Origin of the sequence: Bifidobacterium sp. MSK.13.1, assembly GCF_019131435.1 — a bacterium.
Classification (GTDB): domain Bacteria; phylum Actinomycetota; class Actinomycetes; order Actinomycetales; family Bifidobacteriaceae; genus Bifidobacterium; species Bifidobacterium pseudocatenulatum.
Genome location: NZ_JAHOMM010000005.1, coordinates 1 through 16,827, shown reverse-complemented (window position 1 = coordinate 16,827; position 16,827 = coordinate 1). Strand labels below are relative to the sequence as shown.

The window sequence follows — 16,827 nt, the reverse complement described above, 5'->3', positions numbered from 1 at the left end:
GGTAGTGTGCGGAAGGCGACGGAGCATGGCAGGCAAGCGCAATGCGGCAAACAAACGCCCCTCGATGTTCGAAGTGGCGAAAATGGCTGGTGTCAGCCATCAAACGGTGTCGCGCGTCATCAATCATTCCCCCGACGTGTCTGATGCCACCCGCGAAAAAGTACAGAAAGCCATCGACGCGCTTGGATACCGTCCCAGCAATTCCGCGCGTGCCCTCGCTTCGCATCGCTCCCGCACCATCGGCTTGGTTGCGGGCGGGCAACGCTTTTATGGTCCGATTTCCGCGATTTCCTCGATTGAGGCGATGGCGAGGCAGCATGGACTGTTCATGTCGGTGAGCATGGTGCACGAGGCGCTCTGCTCGCAGACGGAATTCGACGAATTGTGCTCAACGTTCGATGAGATGAACGTGGACGCGTTCATTTTCCTCACGCCGACGGATGTTATGTTTTCCGCCGCCTGCCGTGCGCAGATCACGCAGCCGCGCGTCATCGTCACCTCCACGCACGGCAGCATCAGCGTGCAGGATGGTTTGCGCTTGATGAAACCGGCCGACCGTCGCCGAGTATCCGTAGTGGGAGTGGACCAATGGTCGGCCATGGCCGACGTGATGCATTTGGTGGTCGAGCATGGGCATCGTTCCGTGCTTTATTTCGCAGGTCCGAAGGAATGGCGTGACGCCGCCACGCGTTTGATGGCGTGGAATAAGCTGTGCGCGGCCAATGCGGTGAGTTCCGTCACCGTGCAATGCGAAACCTGGGAATCGACCGAAGCGTATGGCAAGATGAACCATATTCTCGAAAACATCGGTCGTACCGGCGGAAATCTGCCGACGTGCATGGTGTGTGCGAACGACAGCCAGGCGGTTGGTGTGTCTCGTGCGCTGCATGAACATGGCATGCGTATTCCGCAGGATGTGAGCTTGGTCGGTTTCGACGACATGCCCGCCATGGACAACATGTACCCGCCGCTGGCCACGGTTCGCCCGGATTTTGAACAGCTTGGCGTTGCCGCCATGCGTGAGACGCTGTTTTTGCTGGGGGAGGGCGATGAGAATTCGTTCGCCTCGTCGCAGCATGGCGTCGGCCTGATTCCCGCGAAGGTGATCGGCCGCACTTCTTTGGGCACCGCCAGCCGTCGCTGAATATTTCCTGCGATTTTTGTATTTCTTGTGATTCTCGTATCTCTTTTTGCCGCATGTGCTGCGATTGCCGGATTTCGCAATGCCGGTATATCAAGAAAATCGGCTGACGATCTGCCGGTAGTACGTTGACGATTGCGTGACACGTCGAACTTGTATAGTCGCCACTTTCTGTTTAGAATAGTGAGCGTTAACAGTGAGCGCTAACATTCCGTCGACAATGTGGTTGTGAGGCGCTCGGATGCAAGGAGTTTGAAACTATGGCGCAAGAGCAGGGACTTGACGATCGCATCGCGCTGACCGCCGAGAAAATCCGCGCTGGCAAGACGAGTCTGGGCATCGAATTCGGCTCCACCCGAATCAAGGCCGTGCTCATCGACGACACGTACACCACCATCGCAGCCGGCGACTACGGCTGGGCCAGCCACTTGGAAGACGGCCTGTGGAGCTATTCGCAGGAAGAAATCTGGACCGGGCTGCAGACCGCATACGCGGCGCTCGCCGAAGATGTCGAAAACGCTTACGGCGAAAAGCTCACCTGCGTGGGACGCATCGGCTTCTCCGCCATGATGCACGGCTATCTCGCCTTCGGCAAAGATGGCGAACTGCTGGTGCCGTTCCGCACCTGGCAGAACACCAACACTTCCGAAGCACATGAGAAGCTTTCCGAACTGTTCCAGTACAACATTCCGGAACGCTGGTCCATCGCACACCTGTACCAGGCCGTGCTCAACAACGAAGAGCACATCGGCAAGGTCGATTTCTTCACCACCCTCGCCGGCTACGTGCACTGGAAGCTCACCGGCAAGAAGGTGCTCGGCGTTGGCGACGCATCCGGCATGTTCCCGATCGACCCTACCACGCACACCTACGAAACCGAATTCATTGAGAAGTTCAATGCGATTCCGGAAGTCGCAGCCCAGCCGTGGAAGCTTGCCGACCTGCTGCCGGAACCGCTGGTTGCAGGCACTCCTGCGGGCACGCTGACCGAAGAGGGCGCCAAGCTGCTCGATCCGACAGGCACGCTGCAGCCGGGAATCACATTCGCTCCGCCGGAGGGCGATGCTGGCACCGGTATGGTGGCCACCAACTCCGTACGCGTGCGCACCGGCAACGTTTCCGCCGGCACCTCCATCTTCGCCATGGTTGTACTCGAACGCAAGCTGGAACGCCTGCACCCGGAAGTGGACCTCGTCACCACTCCGGCAGGCGATCTCGCAGGCATGAGCCACGCCAACAACTTCACCTCCGACCTCAACGCATGGGTTGGTCTGTTCGGACAGTTCGCAGCTGCAATCGGCACTCCGGTCGACGCCGGCACCCTGTATGGCACGCTGTTCCGCGCCGCCATCGCGGACGATGTTGACTCCAACTGCGGCGGACTCATCAACTACCCGTTCCGCTCCGGCGAATTCCTCGCAGGACTGCCCGAAGGCCGCCCGCTGTTCGCGCGCGGTCCGGAAGCCCGCATGAGCCTCGGCAACTTCATGCGCGCCCAGCTGTTCAGCGCATTCTCCCCGGTGAAGATCGGCATGGATGTGATGACCAAGGACGAAGGCGTTGCCGTTGACTCCCTCGTCGGCCACGGTGGCATCTTCACCACCCCGAAGGTCGCCCAGAAGATTCTCGCAGCCGCATTCGATACGCCGATCAAGGTAATGTCCACCGCTGCCGAAGGCGGCGCATGGGGCATGGCCGTGCTAGCCGACTACCTGTGGCACGCCGACCAGCCGCTCGACGAATTCCTTGACGCTCGTGTGTTCGCCGATGCCGCTTCGACCACGGAAAATCCGGATGAAGGCGATGTCGCAGGATTCGAGGAATTCTTCGATCGCTTCCGCAAGGGACTGCCGATTGAGCATGTTGCAATCGAAAGCATTCCGCTGGAAACCAAGTAAATAAATATTTTAAAAACTTATTTCAATTTGAAAGGAAATGATTATGGCTACTTTGGCTGATTATGGTCCTGAGGTTCGTGCCGAGGTCAAGCAGGTGCGCGAGGTCGTGGCGACCTTGCACGAGCAGCTGATCAAGTGGAACCTGGTGGTGTGGACGGCTGGCAACGTGTCGCAGCGTCTGCATACGGCGGATCTGATGGTGATCAAGCCGTCGGGCCTGCGTTACGAGTACCTGACGCCGTCGAGCATGGTGGTGTGCGATCTGGACGGCAACGTGGTGGACGGTTCGGAGGCTCCTTCCTCCGATACGGCGTCGCATGCGTACATCTACCGTCATATGCCGGACGTGTACGGCGTGGTGCATACGCATTCGACGTATGCGACGGCGTGGGCGGCGACGGGGCAGAACATTCCGTGCGGTCTGACGATGATGGGCGACGAGTTCGGCGGTCCTGTTCCGGTGGGTCCGTTCCGTCTGATCGGTTCCGAGGCGATCGGCGAGGGCGTGGTCGAGACGCTCAGGGAGTATCCGAAGTCTCCTGCGGTGCTGATGCAGAACCATGGTCCGTTCACCATCGGCAAGGACGCGGAGTCGGCGGTGAAGGCCGCGGCGATGACGGAGGAGGTCGCTCATACGATGTGGGCGGCGAGGCAGTTGGGTGAGATCATTCCGATTTCGGATGAGGATATCGCGAAGCTGAACGATCGTTACACCAACGTCTACGGCCAGCACTGAGCTGCAATCCTACGATTCCGTAATCCTACATAATTTCACAATCGTACGAACTCGCGCTACGCAACAGAACAACGCGAAGCGCGAGTTCGCAATCGCAATAAATAATTAAAAACTCCATAAACAACGAAGTAAAGGAACAATCACATGGCAATGGAAAACCCGTTTGAAGGCAAGGAAGTCTGGTTCGGCGTCGGATCCCAGGATCTGTACGGCGAAGAAGCGCTGCGTCAGGTGGCCGAGCAGTCCGGCGAAATCGTCGACGCGCTCAACGCAACCGGCAAGATTCCGGTCAAGGTGGTGCTTAAGCCGACCCTGAAGTCCTCCGACGGCGTCAAGGCCTTCATGGTCGAAGCCTCCGCCAACCCGAACGTCATCGGCGTGATCACCTGGTGCCACACCTTCTCCCCGGCCAAGATGTGGATCCGCGGCCTCGAAGTGCTCACCAAGCCGCTGCTGCAGCTCAACACGCAGCACCACTTCGAAATCCCGTGGGAAACCATCGACATGGACTTCATGAACCTGAACCAGGCCGCACACGGCGACCGTGAGTTCGGTTACATCCTGACCCGTCTGGGCATCAACCGCAAGATCGTGGTCGGCCACTACACCGATCCGGCCGTTGCCGAAGAAATCGGCACCTGGGCACGCGCCTGCGCCGGCTGGGATGCTTCCAACAACATGAAGGTCATGCGTTGGGGCGACAACATGCGCAACGTGGCCGTCACCGAAGGCGACAAGACCGAAGCCGAGCGCGTGTTCGGCGCATCCATCAACACTTGGGCCGTCAACGAGCTCGTCGCAGCCTACGAAGCCGTCAAGGACGATCAGGTCAAGAGCATCATCGAAGACTACAAGGTTAAGTACGACGTTGATCCGGCTCTGCTCGACGCCAAGTACGATTCCCTGTTCATCGCGGCCAAGGAAGAAGCCGCCATGGTCAACATGATGCGCGCCAATGGCTGCACCGCCGGCGTTGACAACTTCGAAGACTTGGGTGCTCTCCCGCAGCTGCCGGGCGTTGGCCCGCAGCGCTTCCCGTCCGAGTACGGCTTCGGCTTCTCCGCCGAAGGCGACTGGAAGACCGCAGTGCTCGTGCGCATCGGCGCAGTGATGGGCTACGGCCTCGAAGGTGGCGCTTCCCTCATGGAAGACTATTCCTACAACTTCACCCCGGGTAACGAGATGATCATGGGCTCCCACATGCTCGAAGTCTCCCCGTCCGTCGGCACCATCGCCAAGCCGAAGCTGGAAATCCACCCGCTCGGCATCGGTGGCAAGGCCGATCCGGTGCGCCTGGTCTTCACTGTCGCCCCGAAGAAGGACGCCGTCGTCGTGTCCATGTCTGACGTGCGCGAACGTTTCCGCCTGACCATGAACCTGGTCGACGTGGTCGAGCCGCTCGGAGAGCTCAAGCAGTTGCCGTGCGCCCGTGGCCTGTGGAAGCCGCAGCCGGACCTCAAGACCTCCGCCGAGTGCTGGCTGCGTTCCGGCGCCTCCCACCACACCTGCATGACCACCTCCGTCGGTCGCGAGGCTTGGGAAGACTTCGCCCGCATCGCCGGTGTCGAACTCGCCACCATCGACGCGAACACCAAGGCCGCAGAATTCGAGCGCGACCTTGAGATCTCCGAAATGTACCACCGCCTCAACAACCGTCACTGACATAACGGAGCGTTAACGGCACGGCAGAAGACTCGACGTACCCTCGTACGCCTTCGCCTTCTGCCGCACCGTTACCGCACGCGTTATGCACTGACGGAACCGTCACTGATTGTCGCTTTACTGACAATGGCTGATGGAATGTCGTTAGCCATTCTGGATTCATCACTAATCTCTGCCATATGAGCGCCGGCGGGTCGGATCGCTTCCGATCACCGGCGCTCGTTTGCATTCCTTGAAAGTTGTACGGACAGAACAAAAGCGTGGGGTGCGAGAGAACGTTTGTATTCTCTCGCACCCCACGCTTTTATGTATTATGCGATTCAGCGCTTGCCGGAGTACAGCTGCTGATCGATCACCTGTGCGAACACGCGGTTCACTGCCGGGCGCACCACCTTCAGCGACGGGGTCAGGCACTTGTTTTCCTGCGTGAACTGGGTATCCAGCACTACGAACTTACGTACGGATTCGGCGCGGGAAACGGTCGCGTTCGCCTTGTCGACGTACTTCTGGATTTCGTCGTGAACGGCGGCGGTCGCAGCCACGCGATCCAACGGCGTATCGGCAGACAGTCCAATGGAAGGCAGCCAAGCCTCCAATCCTTCCGGATCCAACGTGATCAGCGCACCGATGAACGGACGATTGTCGCCGACAACTACCACATGCTCCACAATCGGACATTTCACAATCTCCTGCTCCATCGGAATCGGAGAAACGTTCTTGCCGCCGGCGGTGATGATGATGTCCTTCTTACGGCCGGTGATCGTAATACGTCCCTCGTCGTCAATCGACGCCAAATCACCCGTTTTCAGCCACCCATCCTCGGTGAACGCTTCCGCCGTCTTCTCAGGCAGGTTGTGGTAGCCCCTGAACACGTTCGGGCCCTTCACCTGAAGTTCGCCATCATCGGAAATGCGCACAGACGATCCCGGAGCCGGTTGGCCGACAGTGCCGATCACATTGTCGGTGACGCGGGTCGCGGCGAACGGCGCAGCGGTTTCCGTCATACCGTAACCCTGAATCATCGGCAGGCCGATACCGTTGAAGAAATGCGCCAGAGACACGTCCAGAGGAGCACCACCGCATGCCACGTAGCGGATGCGCGGGCCGAGAGCGCTACGCACGGTACGGTATACGGAAGCCTCATACGAAAGATGCTGCGCGATCTGCTTGGCGGTCGGGCGTTCGCCGGCCTGCTGCATGCGCGACCAATCGCGTGCGGCTTCGGCAGCCTTGAGGAACAGGCGTCCCTTCCAACCCGTGCCGGCCTTGCGGGAGGCCGCGTTATACACCTTCTCGAACACTCGTGGTACGCCCAGCAGATATGTCGGTTCGAAGGAACGCAAATCGGGCAGCAGCGTCTTTGTGTCTGGCAGATAACCAACCACGCCGTCGTCGGAAGCAATCGACGCGTACTGGATGAACCGTGCGAAACAGTGGGCGAGCGGCAGGAAGAGAAGCAGTCGCGGATGATCTTCGAGAACGATCTCATGCAACGCCAGACTGCCTGCGCGCGTGATCGATATGAAATTGCGGTGCGAAAGCTCGGCACCCTTTGGAGCTCCCGTCGAACCGGACGTGTACACGATGGTGGCCAGATCGTCTGCATGCACCGAATCGATGCGCGCTTCCAGCTCCTCGTCGGACACGGTGACGCCCAAGCCTTCCAACGCGCCCATGGCGTTGGAATCGAGCATCAGAATGTGCTTGAGAGACGGGCAGCGGTCGATTACGGAGTCGAGACGGTCGAAGCGCTCGCGATTGTCGGCGATGGCCAGTTTCACATCCGAATCGTTGAGGATACGCTCGGCCTGCGCCGCGGAATCAGTGTCGTAGATCGGCACGTTCACCGCGCCGATGGCGGCCAGTGCGAAGTCGAGCACGCCCCACTCGTAGCGGGTGGTGGAGAAGATGGTGACGGCATCGCCCTTGTTGATGCCGAATGCGATGAGGCCTTTTGCGGCGGCGAGCACGGCATTGTGGAATTCGCCGGTAGTGACCTTCGTCCATTGGCCGGGGGCGATTTTGCGTTCCGCGATCACGGTATCTTCGCCAGTGCGCGCTATGCGTCCAGTAAGCAGGGAATAGATGGATTCGTCGTCGCGCACCTCAACGGATTCGCCCGGGGTGGTGTACTCGGTGAGCATGAAGCGTTCTCTTTCTCGCGGTTTTTGCGTTGTTTCCGCGTATTTCTGCTTGTGATGCGTGCGGGAGCGATACAAACCGTGTGTCCGCGTTTCCTACCCCTTGCGCACCTTGCACATTCTAAGTTACGGGGCCGTAAGTCTGCATTGTGAGAAGCGACAAGAAATATTTCATCAACTTTGTATGAACTGACAAATGGTGCTATTCCGTCAAAAATCAAGTGTTTGGTGTCGCGCTGTATCCGTTCGAAAAAAAGGCTTGACGTAACGGTTGCGGGGGAGCCGCCATGCTTCCCATATATCCCCGAAAGGACCGTAAAACCAGCGAAATGCGAAGAAATGGTGGTGCGAGCGTTTTTTATCGAGTACACTCACGAGTGACGCAATTTACCCCTTGCGTCAGAGGGCTGCCTGCTCAACGGCGAACATCCAGCCTTTCTCTTTTCAACGTTGCTGATTTGAGGTCGATTATGGCAATTCGATTGCGACGGTTCGCTGTATGCAATGCGCCCTTGACGATTGCGAGCTGCCTTGGATAGGCTGAAAACGGTTTGCCACGCACCGGTTTTCCCGTATTGGCCTGTTGCGATTCGTTTGTTGGATGCATGGCGATTGCGCTTTGGGCCGTAGGCGAGCTGGCAACGCGAGTGCGCTCATTGGACGGAAGGTGTTTATGTTTGACAAGAGGCTGTTTTCCCTCGCTCCCGGCGTGGGGCGGTTGGTTGCGGCGAAAGTGCTCTGCCAATGGGTCGGACTGCTGGCCAACGTCGTGTTCGTGGTGACGGTGGTGGTCATGCTTTCGCCGGCGCTTGCCGTGGTGGAATCGGCGTTCGACCCCATGTTCTCCATGGGTGATAGTGGCCTGATTTCCCGCTTGTTCATCGGCTTTGGCTACGGCGGATTCAGTGCGGAAACATACGTCGGATGCGTGCTGGCGATCGTGGTCTGTGCGGTACTGCGTTTTCTGATGATGCGCGCAGCGGCCTATTTCGGCGCGGAAGCGGCTGAGCGTGTCAAACTCGCGTTACGTGAACAGCTTTTTAATAAAATGCTTGCGATCGGACCATCATATTCGCAACATATCAGCACTGCCGACGTGGTGCAATCTGCCGGTGAAGGCATCGAACAAATCCAAAGCTTCTTCGAATTATTCCTACCGCAACTGTTTTATGCGATTCTTGCACCGGTAACATTATTTTTTATAGTTGCGCCGATTAATATGCCGACGGCTGTTACATTGCTTGTATGCGCGCCTTTGATTGTATTGATTGTTGGCATGGTCGCAATGCGCGCAGCCCGAGTATTCAAAAAATATTGGGGAAAATACACCGACATGGGATCTGTGTTTCTTGACAATGTACAAGGTCTTGAAACGCTGAAAACTTTTGACGCGGATGCGCATGCCGCCAAGAAAATGGGCGAGCAAGCGGAACAATTCCGCGTAATGACCATGAATGTCCTGCAAATTCAGCTGCGCTCGCTCACCGCCATGGACGTCGTCGCATACGGGGGTGCCGCGGCCGGCGTGGGCGTATCGATCTGGCAGTATGCGAGTGGTGCCGCATTGCCGCTTGCCGGCGTGCTGCTGATAGTGCTTCTTTCCGCGGATTTCTTCATTCCGCTGCGCCAATTGGGGTCGTTCTTCCATGTTGCGATGAACGGCATGACTTCGACCAAGCGTATTTTCGCATTGCTTGATACGCCGATTCCTGCGCATGGGATGCAGGAAATGCCGGAATTCGGCGCTTCCGATAACGGTGTGGACGTGTGCTTTGATGACGTGTCGTTCCGATATGTGGACGTGAATACGGACGCTGCGGCGGCTGTGAGTGTGACTGCGGATACGGCTGTGACGGCGGATATGGAAACTGGAAAAACTGGACAAATCGGGGGAAAGTCCGGTGTGGTTGGTGCTGGAAAAACAGGCATGTCGAAAGATGATGATGGTTCGGTCGTCGCATTGCATGGCGTCTCTTTCACTGCGCGGCGCGGGCAGGTGACCGCCATCGTCGGTCCCTCCGGATCCGGCAAATCCACCGCCGTCGAACTGCTCTCCGGAAATCTTTCCGGATATGAAGGATGTATGTGGCTGCAATCCGGAAACACAGGAAACAATTCGACGCAACGGTACCAAATCAACGATCTTTCCATCGAATCCCTTACGAGGGAAATCGCCATAGTGGCGGCGCAAAGCCACCTTTTTGCAGGAACGTTGCGTGACAATCTGCTGATGGCCAAGCCGGATGCCACCGAAAGCGAACTGTGGCAAGCGCTGGAAGCGGCGCACATCGACGAATTCGTGCATGCGCAATCGCAAGAACTTGACCTGGCCATCGAACAGGGCGCAAGCAACCTGTCGGGAGGGCAGAAGCAACGCATCGCCATTGCGCGCGCATTGCTGCGGGAGCCTGCCGTCTACATTTTCGACGAAGCCACCAGCAGCGTCGATGTGGAAAGCGAAACCCTGATTCTGCAAACCATTCATGCGCTTGCCAATCGGGGCAAAACCGTGATCATGGTGACGCACCGCATGGCGAATGCAGCCGACGCCGACCATGTGGTGGTATTCGAACACGGGCGCGTGGCGGAACAAGGCACGCATGCGGAACTCATGCGTGCCAACGGAACATACGCCAAACTGTTCCACGCCCAACAAACCGTGGAAAACATAGGTCTACGCAATAACGCAACCCATTCCACCTCTGCATCCCACGCACTTAAAGCGTCCGATTCTGCAGAATCAGTCACGCAGCGTGCGGAAATGGGTCTCCAAGTGTCCGATTCTGCAGAAACGGACAACCAACTCACTAAAAACACCGCTCAGTTGTCCGATTCTCCCGAATCGGTCACGCAGCGTGCCGAAACTACGTCTCGAATGTCCGATTCTGCAGAAACGGACGCACAGGGTGCGAAAACGGGCGTTCGGATGTCCGATTCGGCAGAATCGGACGCGAAGACAATACCCACGTCTCGCCTTATTGCGCGCCTGTTGAAGGAGGTTGGGCCGCAGCGCAAGTACATGATCGTCGCGTGCGTCTGCGGCACGCTCGGCCATCTCGCCGCCACTTTCCTGCCGGTGTTCGGCATCGCGGCGGCCTTCGCTGCAGTCGGCTCGCCGGTCTGGAACCTCAGCGTTCCCGCGGCGCTCGCAGCCATGGCCGTATGCGCGCTGATCCGCGGCGGCATGCGTTACGCCGAACAGTTCATGAACCATAACGTGGCGTTCCGTCTGCTTGCGTTATTCCGTGCGAAAGCCTTCGCGGCCCTGCGCCGTCTCGCCCCCGCCAAGCTTGCAGGCAAAGGCAAAGGCGACCTGATCGCACTGGTCACCACCGACGTGGAACTGCTGGAAATCTTCTTCGCACACACCATCAGCCCGGTCGTCATCGCCATCGTGACTGCCGTCGTCTACGCGCTCGCGCTACTCACCCTCAGTCCGCCCCTCGCGGCGACGCTCATCATCGCGCACCTCATTATCGGCGTCATACTGCCGAAACTCTTTGCATCCGCGGTGCGCGGCATCGGTCCGGAACTGCGCAAGGAGTCGTCCGCCCTCGATGACGAAATGCTTGACGACATGCGTGGCATCGGCGAAATCATCCGCTTCGGCCAAGGCGATGCCCGGCTTGCGTCCATTCAGCGTCGCACGCGCTCGCTGTGGGTCAAATGTGTGCGTCTGAGCGTGAAAAATGGCGATTTTGCAGGATTTGGCGCGGTATTGGTGATGCTGTTCACGGCGATTGCGGCTTTCCTTGCGATGACGTTGTGCACTGCGGTTTCCACTGCCGCCGATATGTCGGAAGGCCTGATGTGGATGGGTTCCGTGGGATCGAACGCCCCAGCGTTGGTTGCGGCTTTCGTGCTGCTCGCCAGCTCGTTTGGGCCGACGCTTGCGTTGAGTGCGTTGCCGGCGAATCTGACGCAAACGTTTGCTTCGGCACGCCGCCTGTTCGCGTTGATGGATGAGGCTCCCGCTGTGGTCGAGCAGGGGAGCGAACGCCCGGAATATCAGGGCATGACAATGCGCGATGTCACATTCGGCTATGGATCCGGCGCCCGTATTTCCGGCGAACGCACGCCAAACGGGCGGTCGGAGCATGCGACTGGCATGAGTCCGGCACGCCCCGCGGAAGCGCAATCCTCCGGCGAACAAGGTGCCGGCATCGCCTCGCAACCGGTGCTCGACCATGTTTCACTCGATGTTTCACGGCAGGGCATTCTCGGTATTCAAGGCCCGTCCGGGCGTGGAAAATCAACGATGTTGAAACTGCTGATGCGCTACTGGGATCCGGATTCCGGCACGATTTCGCTGTCGGATGTTCCATTGCCGCAGGTTGACGCCGGATGGCGTCGGCGCGTGCAGACGATGATGGGACAGGAGACGTATCTGTTCGACGGAACGATTCGCGAAAATCTCGCTATTGCCTGCAATGACGCCGATTTTTCGGATTCTGGCAGTAATTTCTGTAGTAATTCCAGCAGTAATGCTGGCGGTGATTCCGCTGATTCCTCCGATTCGGACCTCGCGCACGACATTCCCGATTCCGTATTGCGCGAAGCCCTCGCCAAGGCGTCCGCGCTCGAACTGGTCGATGCGCTGCCGAACGGCTTGGATACGCAGGTCGGCGAGCTGGGTGGCCGCCTTTCGGAGGGTGAGAAACAGCGCATCGGATTGGCCCGCATGTTCCTTCGCGACTCCGATTTGGTGCTGTTCGACGAGCCGACGAGCCGTCTTGACGCCTATAACGAGTCGGTGATTCTCGGGTCGATCAATGATCTTGCCGAGCGGGGGAGCGCCGTCGTGCTGGTGTCGCACCGCGATTCCACCATGCGCATCGCTGATCGCATACTGCGTATGTAGTGCGCAATACGCGAATCCATCTGCACCCCCGTCCGCAATGTGGTCGTATGAAAATCATGCGTCATTCGTATTTCTTATAGCGTGCATCGAAAGTGCGGTCGAAAGGAGCCGTGCGCGCGAATCGAAAGCGAATGGCGCATATCAGGCAAGAAAAGCGAATGAAATTACGGAATCGTCGGCAGAATCGAAATCGTAAGAAAATGAAACAATCATGAAAATGATAGTCAGAATTTAAGAAAAGCAACTTTTTAAGACGTGCAAATATTCAGTTCACATGATTTTGTAACGAAAAATCGTTAGTATCTGTGTCAAGAGATATCCGCTCTGCAGCAGGGTGGAATACGATTCGACGAAAGGCTGGCGATGGCCAACAACAGGAACGAACTGAACAAGAATCTGGCGCAGATGCTCAAGGGTGGCGTGATCATGGACGTCACCACCCCGGAGCAGGCGAAGATCGCACAGGACGCGGGCGCATGCGCGGTGATGGCTCTCGAGCGTATTCCGGCCGATATTCGTGCTGCCGGCGGCGTTTCCCGCATGAGCGATCCGGCCATGATCAAGGGCATTCAGGAAGCCGTGTCCATTCCGGTCATGGCAAAGGTTCGTATCGGCCATGTTGCCGAAGCCCGCATTCTGCAGGCCATCGAAATCGACTACATCGACGAATCCGAAGTGCTGAGTCCCGCCGACGACGTGTACCACATCGACAAGAACCAGTTCGACGTGCCGTTCGTGTGCGGCGCGAAGAACCTGGGCGAGGCGCTGCGCCGTATCGCCGAGGGCGCTTCCATGATCCGCACCAAGGGTGAGCCGGGCACCGGCGACGTGATCCAGGCCGTGCGCCACATGCGCACCATGAACAAGCAGATCCGCGAGCTCGTCTCCCTTCGCGACGACGAGGTGTATGAGGCCGCCAAGCAGCTGGCCGTGCCGTACGATCTCGCCAAGTATGTGCACGACAACGGTCGTCTGCCGGTCGTCAACTTCGCCGCCGGTGGCGTGGCCACTCCGGCCGATGCCGCGCTCATGATGGAACTGGGTGCCGAAGGTGTGTTCGTCGGTTCCGGCATCTTCAAGTCCGGAGACCCGGCCAAGCGTGCCGCCGCCATCGTGCAGGCCACCGCCAATTGGCAGGACGCCGACCTGCTCGCACGCCTTTCCGAGAACCTCGGCGAGGCCATGGTCGGCATCAACGAAGACGAGATCGAAACCATCATGGCCGCTCGCGGCGAGTGATTGCGCTGTAATTTCGTGCGCTGTGCGCTGTGCGCGGCTGTCGGCATGTCTGTTCGATGCGTCGCGCGCAGCCCGTTTCGCATGATTCGCGATGGTTCGGGTAAGGAGATCCGATGGTTGTTGCCGTTGAATACATTTCGAAGGAAGAATCGACTGACGTTGCCGAAGGTGCGGCTTCCGCGCAGCATGGCGTGACCGGCATCCTTGCGGTGCAAGGCGCGTTCGCCGAGCATGCGGCGATGCTGGATCGGCTTGGTGCGCCGTGGAAACTGCTGCGTGCCGCCGAGGATTTCGACGATTCGATCGACCGCGTGATTCTGCCTGGCGGCGAAAGCACCACGCAGGGCAAATTGCTGCGTTCGACCGGCTTGTTCGATCCGATCGCCGCGCATATCGCCGCTGGAAAGCCGGTATTCGGCACCTGCGCGGGCATGATTTTGCTCGCTCGTCGTCTCGATAACGACGAGAACGTCTATTTTGGCGCGTTGGATGCGGTCGTGCGCCGCAATGCGTATGGACGTCAGCTTGGTTCGTTCGCTGCGTCCGCCGATTTCGGCGCTTCCGACGATGCGGATGCTGTGGTGGTTGCGTCGGGGGAGTCTGTCTCTTCTGCGATTTCCGCGGCTGCTGGTGAGGAGGGGACTTCCGAGGCTTCGGATACGTCGGTGGTGCTCAAGGATTTCCCTCTGGTGTTCATTCGCGGACCGTTCGTTGCCGAGGTCGGCGAGCGGGCCACGGTCGAAACGTCGGTCGACGGCAATGTGGTCGGTTTGCGTCAGGGCAAGATTCTCGCTACGGCGTTCCACCCCGAACTGACCGACGATACCCGCATTCACGAGCTGTTTCTCAGTTTGTAGGCTCATCGAGCGGTGCGGAGTCCGTCTCTTCGTCGTATGCGTTGTTTTGGGAGGTTTGCGATTCGCAGACCTCCTTTGTATATGTTCTTTATATGTTTTCTCTTGTGAGGTAGCTTTCTTGCGATCCATTTTTTGGTTGAGATGCGCGGACAATCGCAGATTATTGTGCAAACGATGTCATTCTGTTTGTGCGAAACGCCGATGATTTCGTTGGCGCTTCAATAGCGCACAACAGTTGCAGGGGGGGCTATCGAACCGGTTTGCTTGACACCTTGATACAACCGTGTATCATCGGAGCTAATGGTACACGGTTGTATCAGAAAGGAAACAAAGCCATCCTACCAGTCCAAACATCACCACGGGGGTATTGTTTGGCAGGTCGCGAACATACAAACATCACCAAGTGGAAAGCACGGCATGTGCATTCCGCGGCGGATGTTCCGAAACATATGCGACCGACATGCAATCAGCATGCGAAGCGGATGGCAGAAAGGGAAAAGAACATGCGCAACATGAAGAAGGCTCTCGCAGCGGTAGCAGCAGTGGCAACCCTCGCCAGCCTCGCGGCCTGCGGTGGCAGCGACGGCGGCAACGACGCCAAGGCCAACGCCGGAGACGCAGACAAGGCGGATCTCGTTTTCTGGGGCTGGGACACCGGCAACACCATGAAGGCCCTGATCGCCGACTTCGAAAAGGCCAATCCCGGAATCACCGTCAAATTCAACAACACCGGCACCGCATCCGACACCCAGACCGCACTGAGCAACGCCGTCGCGGCAGGCAAGGGTGCCCCCGACGTGGTCATGCTGGAAGACCCGACCGTCACCCAGTTCGCGGTTACCGGCGACCTCGTTGACCTCACCGCCTACGGTGCCGACAAGCTCGAAGACGACTTCTCCGCAGGCCCGTGGAGCAAGCTACAGTATGATGGCAAGCCGTATGCGCTGCCGATTGATTCCGGCCCGGAAGTCTTCTTCTACAACGATGCCGTGCTCAAGAAGGCCGGCGTCGACGGCTCCCAGATCAAGACTTGGGACGATTATTACGAGGCAGCCAAGAAGGTCAAGGCCATCGGCGCCTACATGACCAACAATTCCGGCTCCTCCATGGAATACCAGCCCTTCACCGCCCAGGCATGGCAGGCCGGTGCGCAGCCGTGGAAGGTTGATGGCGAGAACATCACCATTGACATGACCAAGGATTCCGGCATGAAGAAGTACATCGAATTCCAGCAGAAGCTCATCGACGAAGACCTCGTCGACACCAAGATCGCCAACTGGTCCGACGACTGGAACCGTGCGCTCAACGAAGGCGACATCGCCACTCTCACCATCGGCGCATGGATGCCGGTTAACCTCATGAACGGCGCTCCTGACCAGGCCGGCAACTGGCGCGTGGCCCAGCTCCCGCAGTGGAACGAAGGTGACGAGGTCTCCGCTGAAGACGGCGGCTCCGCACTCGCGGTCGTCTCCCAGTCCAAGCAGCAGGCCGCGGCCTACAAGTTCGTCGAATACTTGACCCACGGCGACGGCGCCCAGACCATGGCCGACACCGGCACCTTCCCGAGCCTGAAGAAGATCCTCTCCTCCGACTCCTTCACCGATCCGAACACTGAAGCCAACAAGAAGGTCAACGACTACTTCGGCGGCCAGAACGTGAACGAGATTCTCTCCGAAGCCGCCCAGCGCAAGGTCTCCGCCTTCCAGTACCTGCCGTACAACCCGTACGCGCAGTCCACCTTCGGCGATCAGATCTCCAAGGCCTACAGCGAGGACATCACTCTGGAGGAAGCCTTCGTCAACTACAGCAAGGCGCTCACCGATCACGGCAACCAGCAGGGCTACACCGTCACCAGCAAGGACTGACGGCGCCCAGCCGCTGCCGTGCGGCACAACGAAAAACGCGATAATGCGATCCGACATACGCAACGCACCATCGCAACCATGAAGATCGACGGCAGGTGGGAATCGTCTGACGTGACCCGCCTGCCTCACTTCGTAAAAATAATTTTAAAAACGAAATCTTACAATAGAAAAAGATTTCAAAAAAAATAGCAATCCTGTAATTCAAACAATAAAAGATTTTGCGGATTAACAATTGCACATGGTTGTGCGATCAATAGAGCAAAAAGCATACAGAAAGAAGAAAGCATGTCTCAGCAAGCAGCAGTCGCGGCGGATGCGCTGCATACGCCTGCGGACCAGGTTCGCGTCAACCGTCACCGTGCGGATTGGCGCGGTTGGAAGTTCATGTGGCCGTTCGCGTTGGTGTTCGTGTTCGTGTTCGTGATCC

9 protein-coding genes and 1 pseudogene are annotated in these 16,827 nt (G+C 58.2%); 9 read left to right on the top strand and 1 reads right to left on the bottom strand.

The window, feature by feature from the left end; genetic code table 11:
- The first annotated feature begins 25 nt into the window (after positions 1 to 25).
- The 4 genes from KSY55_RS06290 (at position 26) to araA (ending at position 5,437) form a co-directional block, all read left to right on the top strand.
- Positions 26 to 1,144: a LacI family DNA-binding transcriptional regulator gene (locus KSY55_RS06290; RefSeq protein WP_022245566.1), complete on the top strand. Its 1,119-nt coding sequence runs from the start codon at positions 26 to 28 to the stop codon at positions 1,142 to 1,144.
- A gap of 257 nt (positions 1,145 to 1,401) precedes the next feature.
- Positions 1,402 to 3,039 (top strand): xylulokinase, encoded by a 1,638-nt coding sequence (locus KSY55_RS06285; RefSeq protein WP_217749614.1) that lies wholly within the window; start codon positions 1,402 to 1,404, stop codon positions 3,037 to 3,039.
- A 43-nt stretch (positions 3,040 to 3,082) separates the two neighbouring features.
- Entirely contained in the window at positions 3,083 to 3,775 is a 693-nt protein-coding gene (locus tag KSY55_RS06280; RefSeq protein WP_022245565.1) for an L-ribulose-5-phosphate 4-epimerase, read from the top strand.
- Positions 3,776 to 3,919: 144 nt separating this feature from the next.
- Positions 3,920 to 5,437, top strand: a complete 1,518-nt coding sequence (gene araA, locus KSY55_RS06275; protein WP_004223359.1) for an L-arabinose isomerase — start codon at positions 3,920 to 3,922, stop codon at positions 5,435 to 5,437.
- A gap of 320 nt (positions 5,438 to 5,757) precedes the next feature.
- Here the strand turns inward: araA and KSY55_RS06270 are convergent, their stop codons facing one another.
- Positions 5,758 to 7,581 (bottom strand): long-chain fatty acid--CoA ligase, encoded by a 1,824-nt coding sequence (locus tag KSY55_RS06270; protein WP_065439701.1) that lies wholly within the window; start codon positions 7,579 to 7,581, stop codon positions 5,758 to 5,760.
- Between the two features lie 670 nt (positions 7,582 to 8,251).
- Here KSY55_RS06270 and KSY55_RS06265 point away from each other — a divergent pair.
- The 5 genes and pseudogenes from KSY55_RS06265 to KSY55_RS06245 form a co-directional block, all read left to right on the top strand.
- Complete coding sequence (locus tag KSY55_RS06265) at positions 8,252 to 12,439, top strand: ATP-binding cassette domain-containing protein (protein ID WP_254881878.1); 4,188 nt, start codon at positions 8,252 to 8,254, stop codon at positions 12,437 to 12,439.
- 363 nt (positions 12,440 to 12,802) lie between these two features.
- The gene (pdxS, locus tag KSY55_RS06260) at positions 12,803 to 13,678 is read left to right on the top strand and encodes a pyridoxal 5'-phosphate synthase lyase subunit PdxS (RefSeq protein ID WP_004223372.1); all 876 of its coding nucleotides are present in this window, start codon (positions 12,803 to 12,805) and stop codon (positions 13,676 to 13,678) included.
- A 113-nt stretch (positions 13,679 to 13,791) separates the two neighbouring features.
- Positions 13,792 to 14,535, top strand: a complete 744-nt coding sequence (gene pdxT / locus KSY55_RS06255; RefSeq protein WP_118240207.1) for a pyridoxal 5'-phosphate synthase glutaminase subunit PdxT — start codon at positions 13,792 to 13,794, stop codon at positions 14,533 to 14,535.
- 503 nt (positions 14,536 to 15,038) lie between these two features.
- Positions 15,039 to 16,400 carry an ABC transporter substrate-binding protein gene (locus KSY55_RS06250; protein WP_022245560.1) on the top strand — a complete coding sequence of 454 codons (1,362 nt, stop codon included), beginning with the start codon at positions 15,039 to 15,041 and terminating at the stop codon, positions 16,398 to 16,400.
- Between the two features lie 285 nt (positions 16,401 to 16,685).
- Positions 16,686 to 16,827 (top strand): annotated as a pseudogene (locus KSY55_RS06245) (sugar ABC transporter permease); the annotation flags it as partial.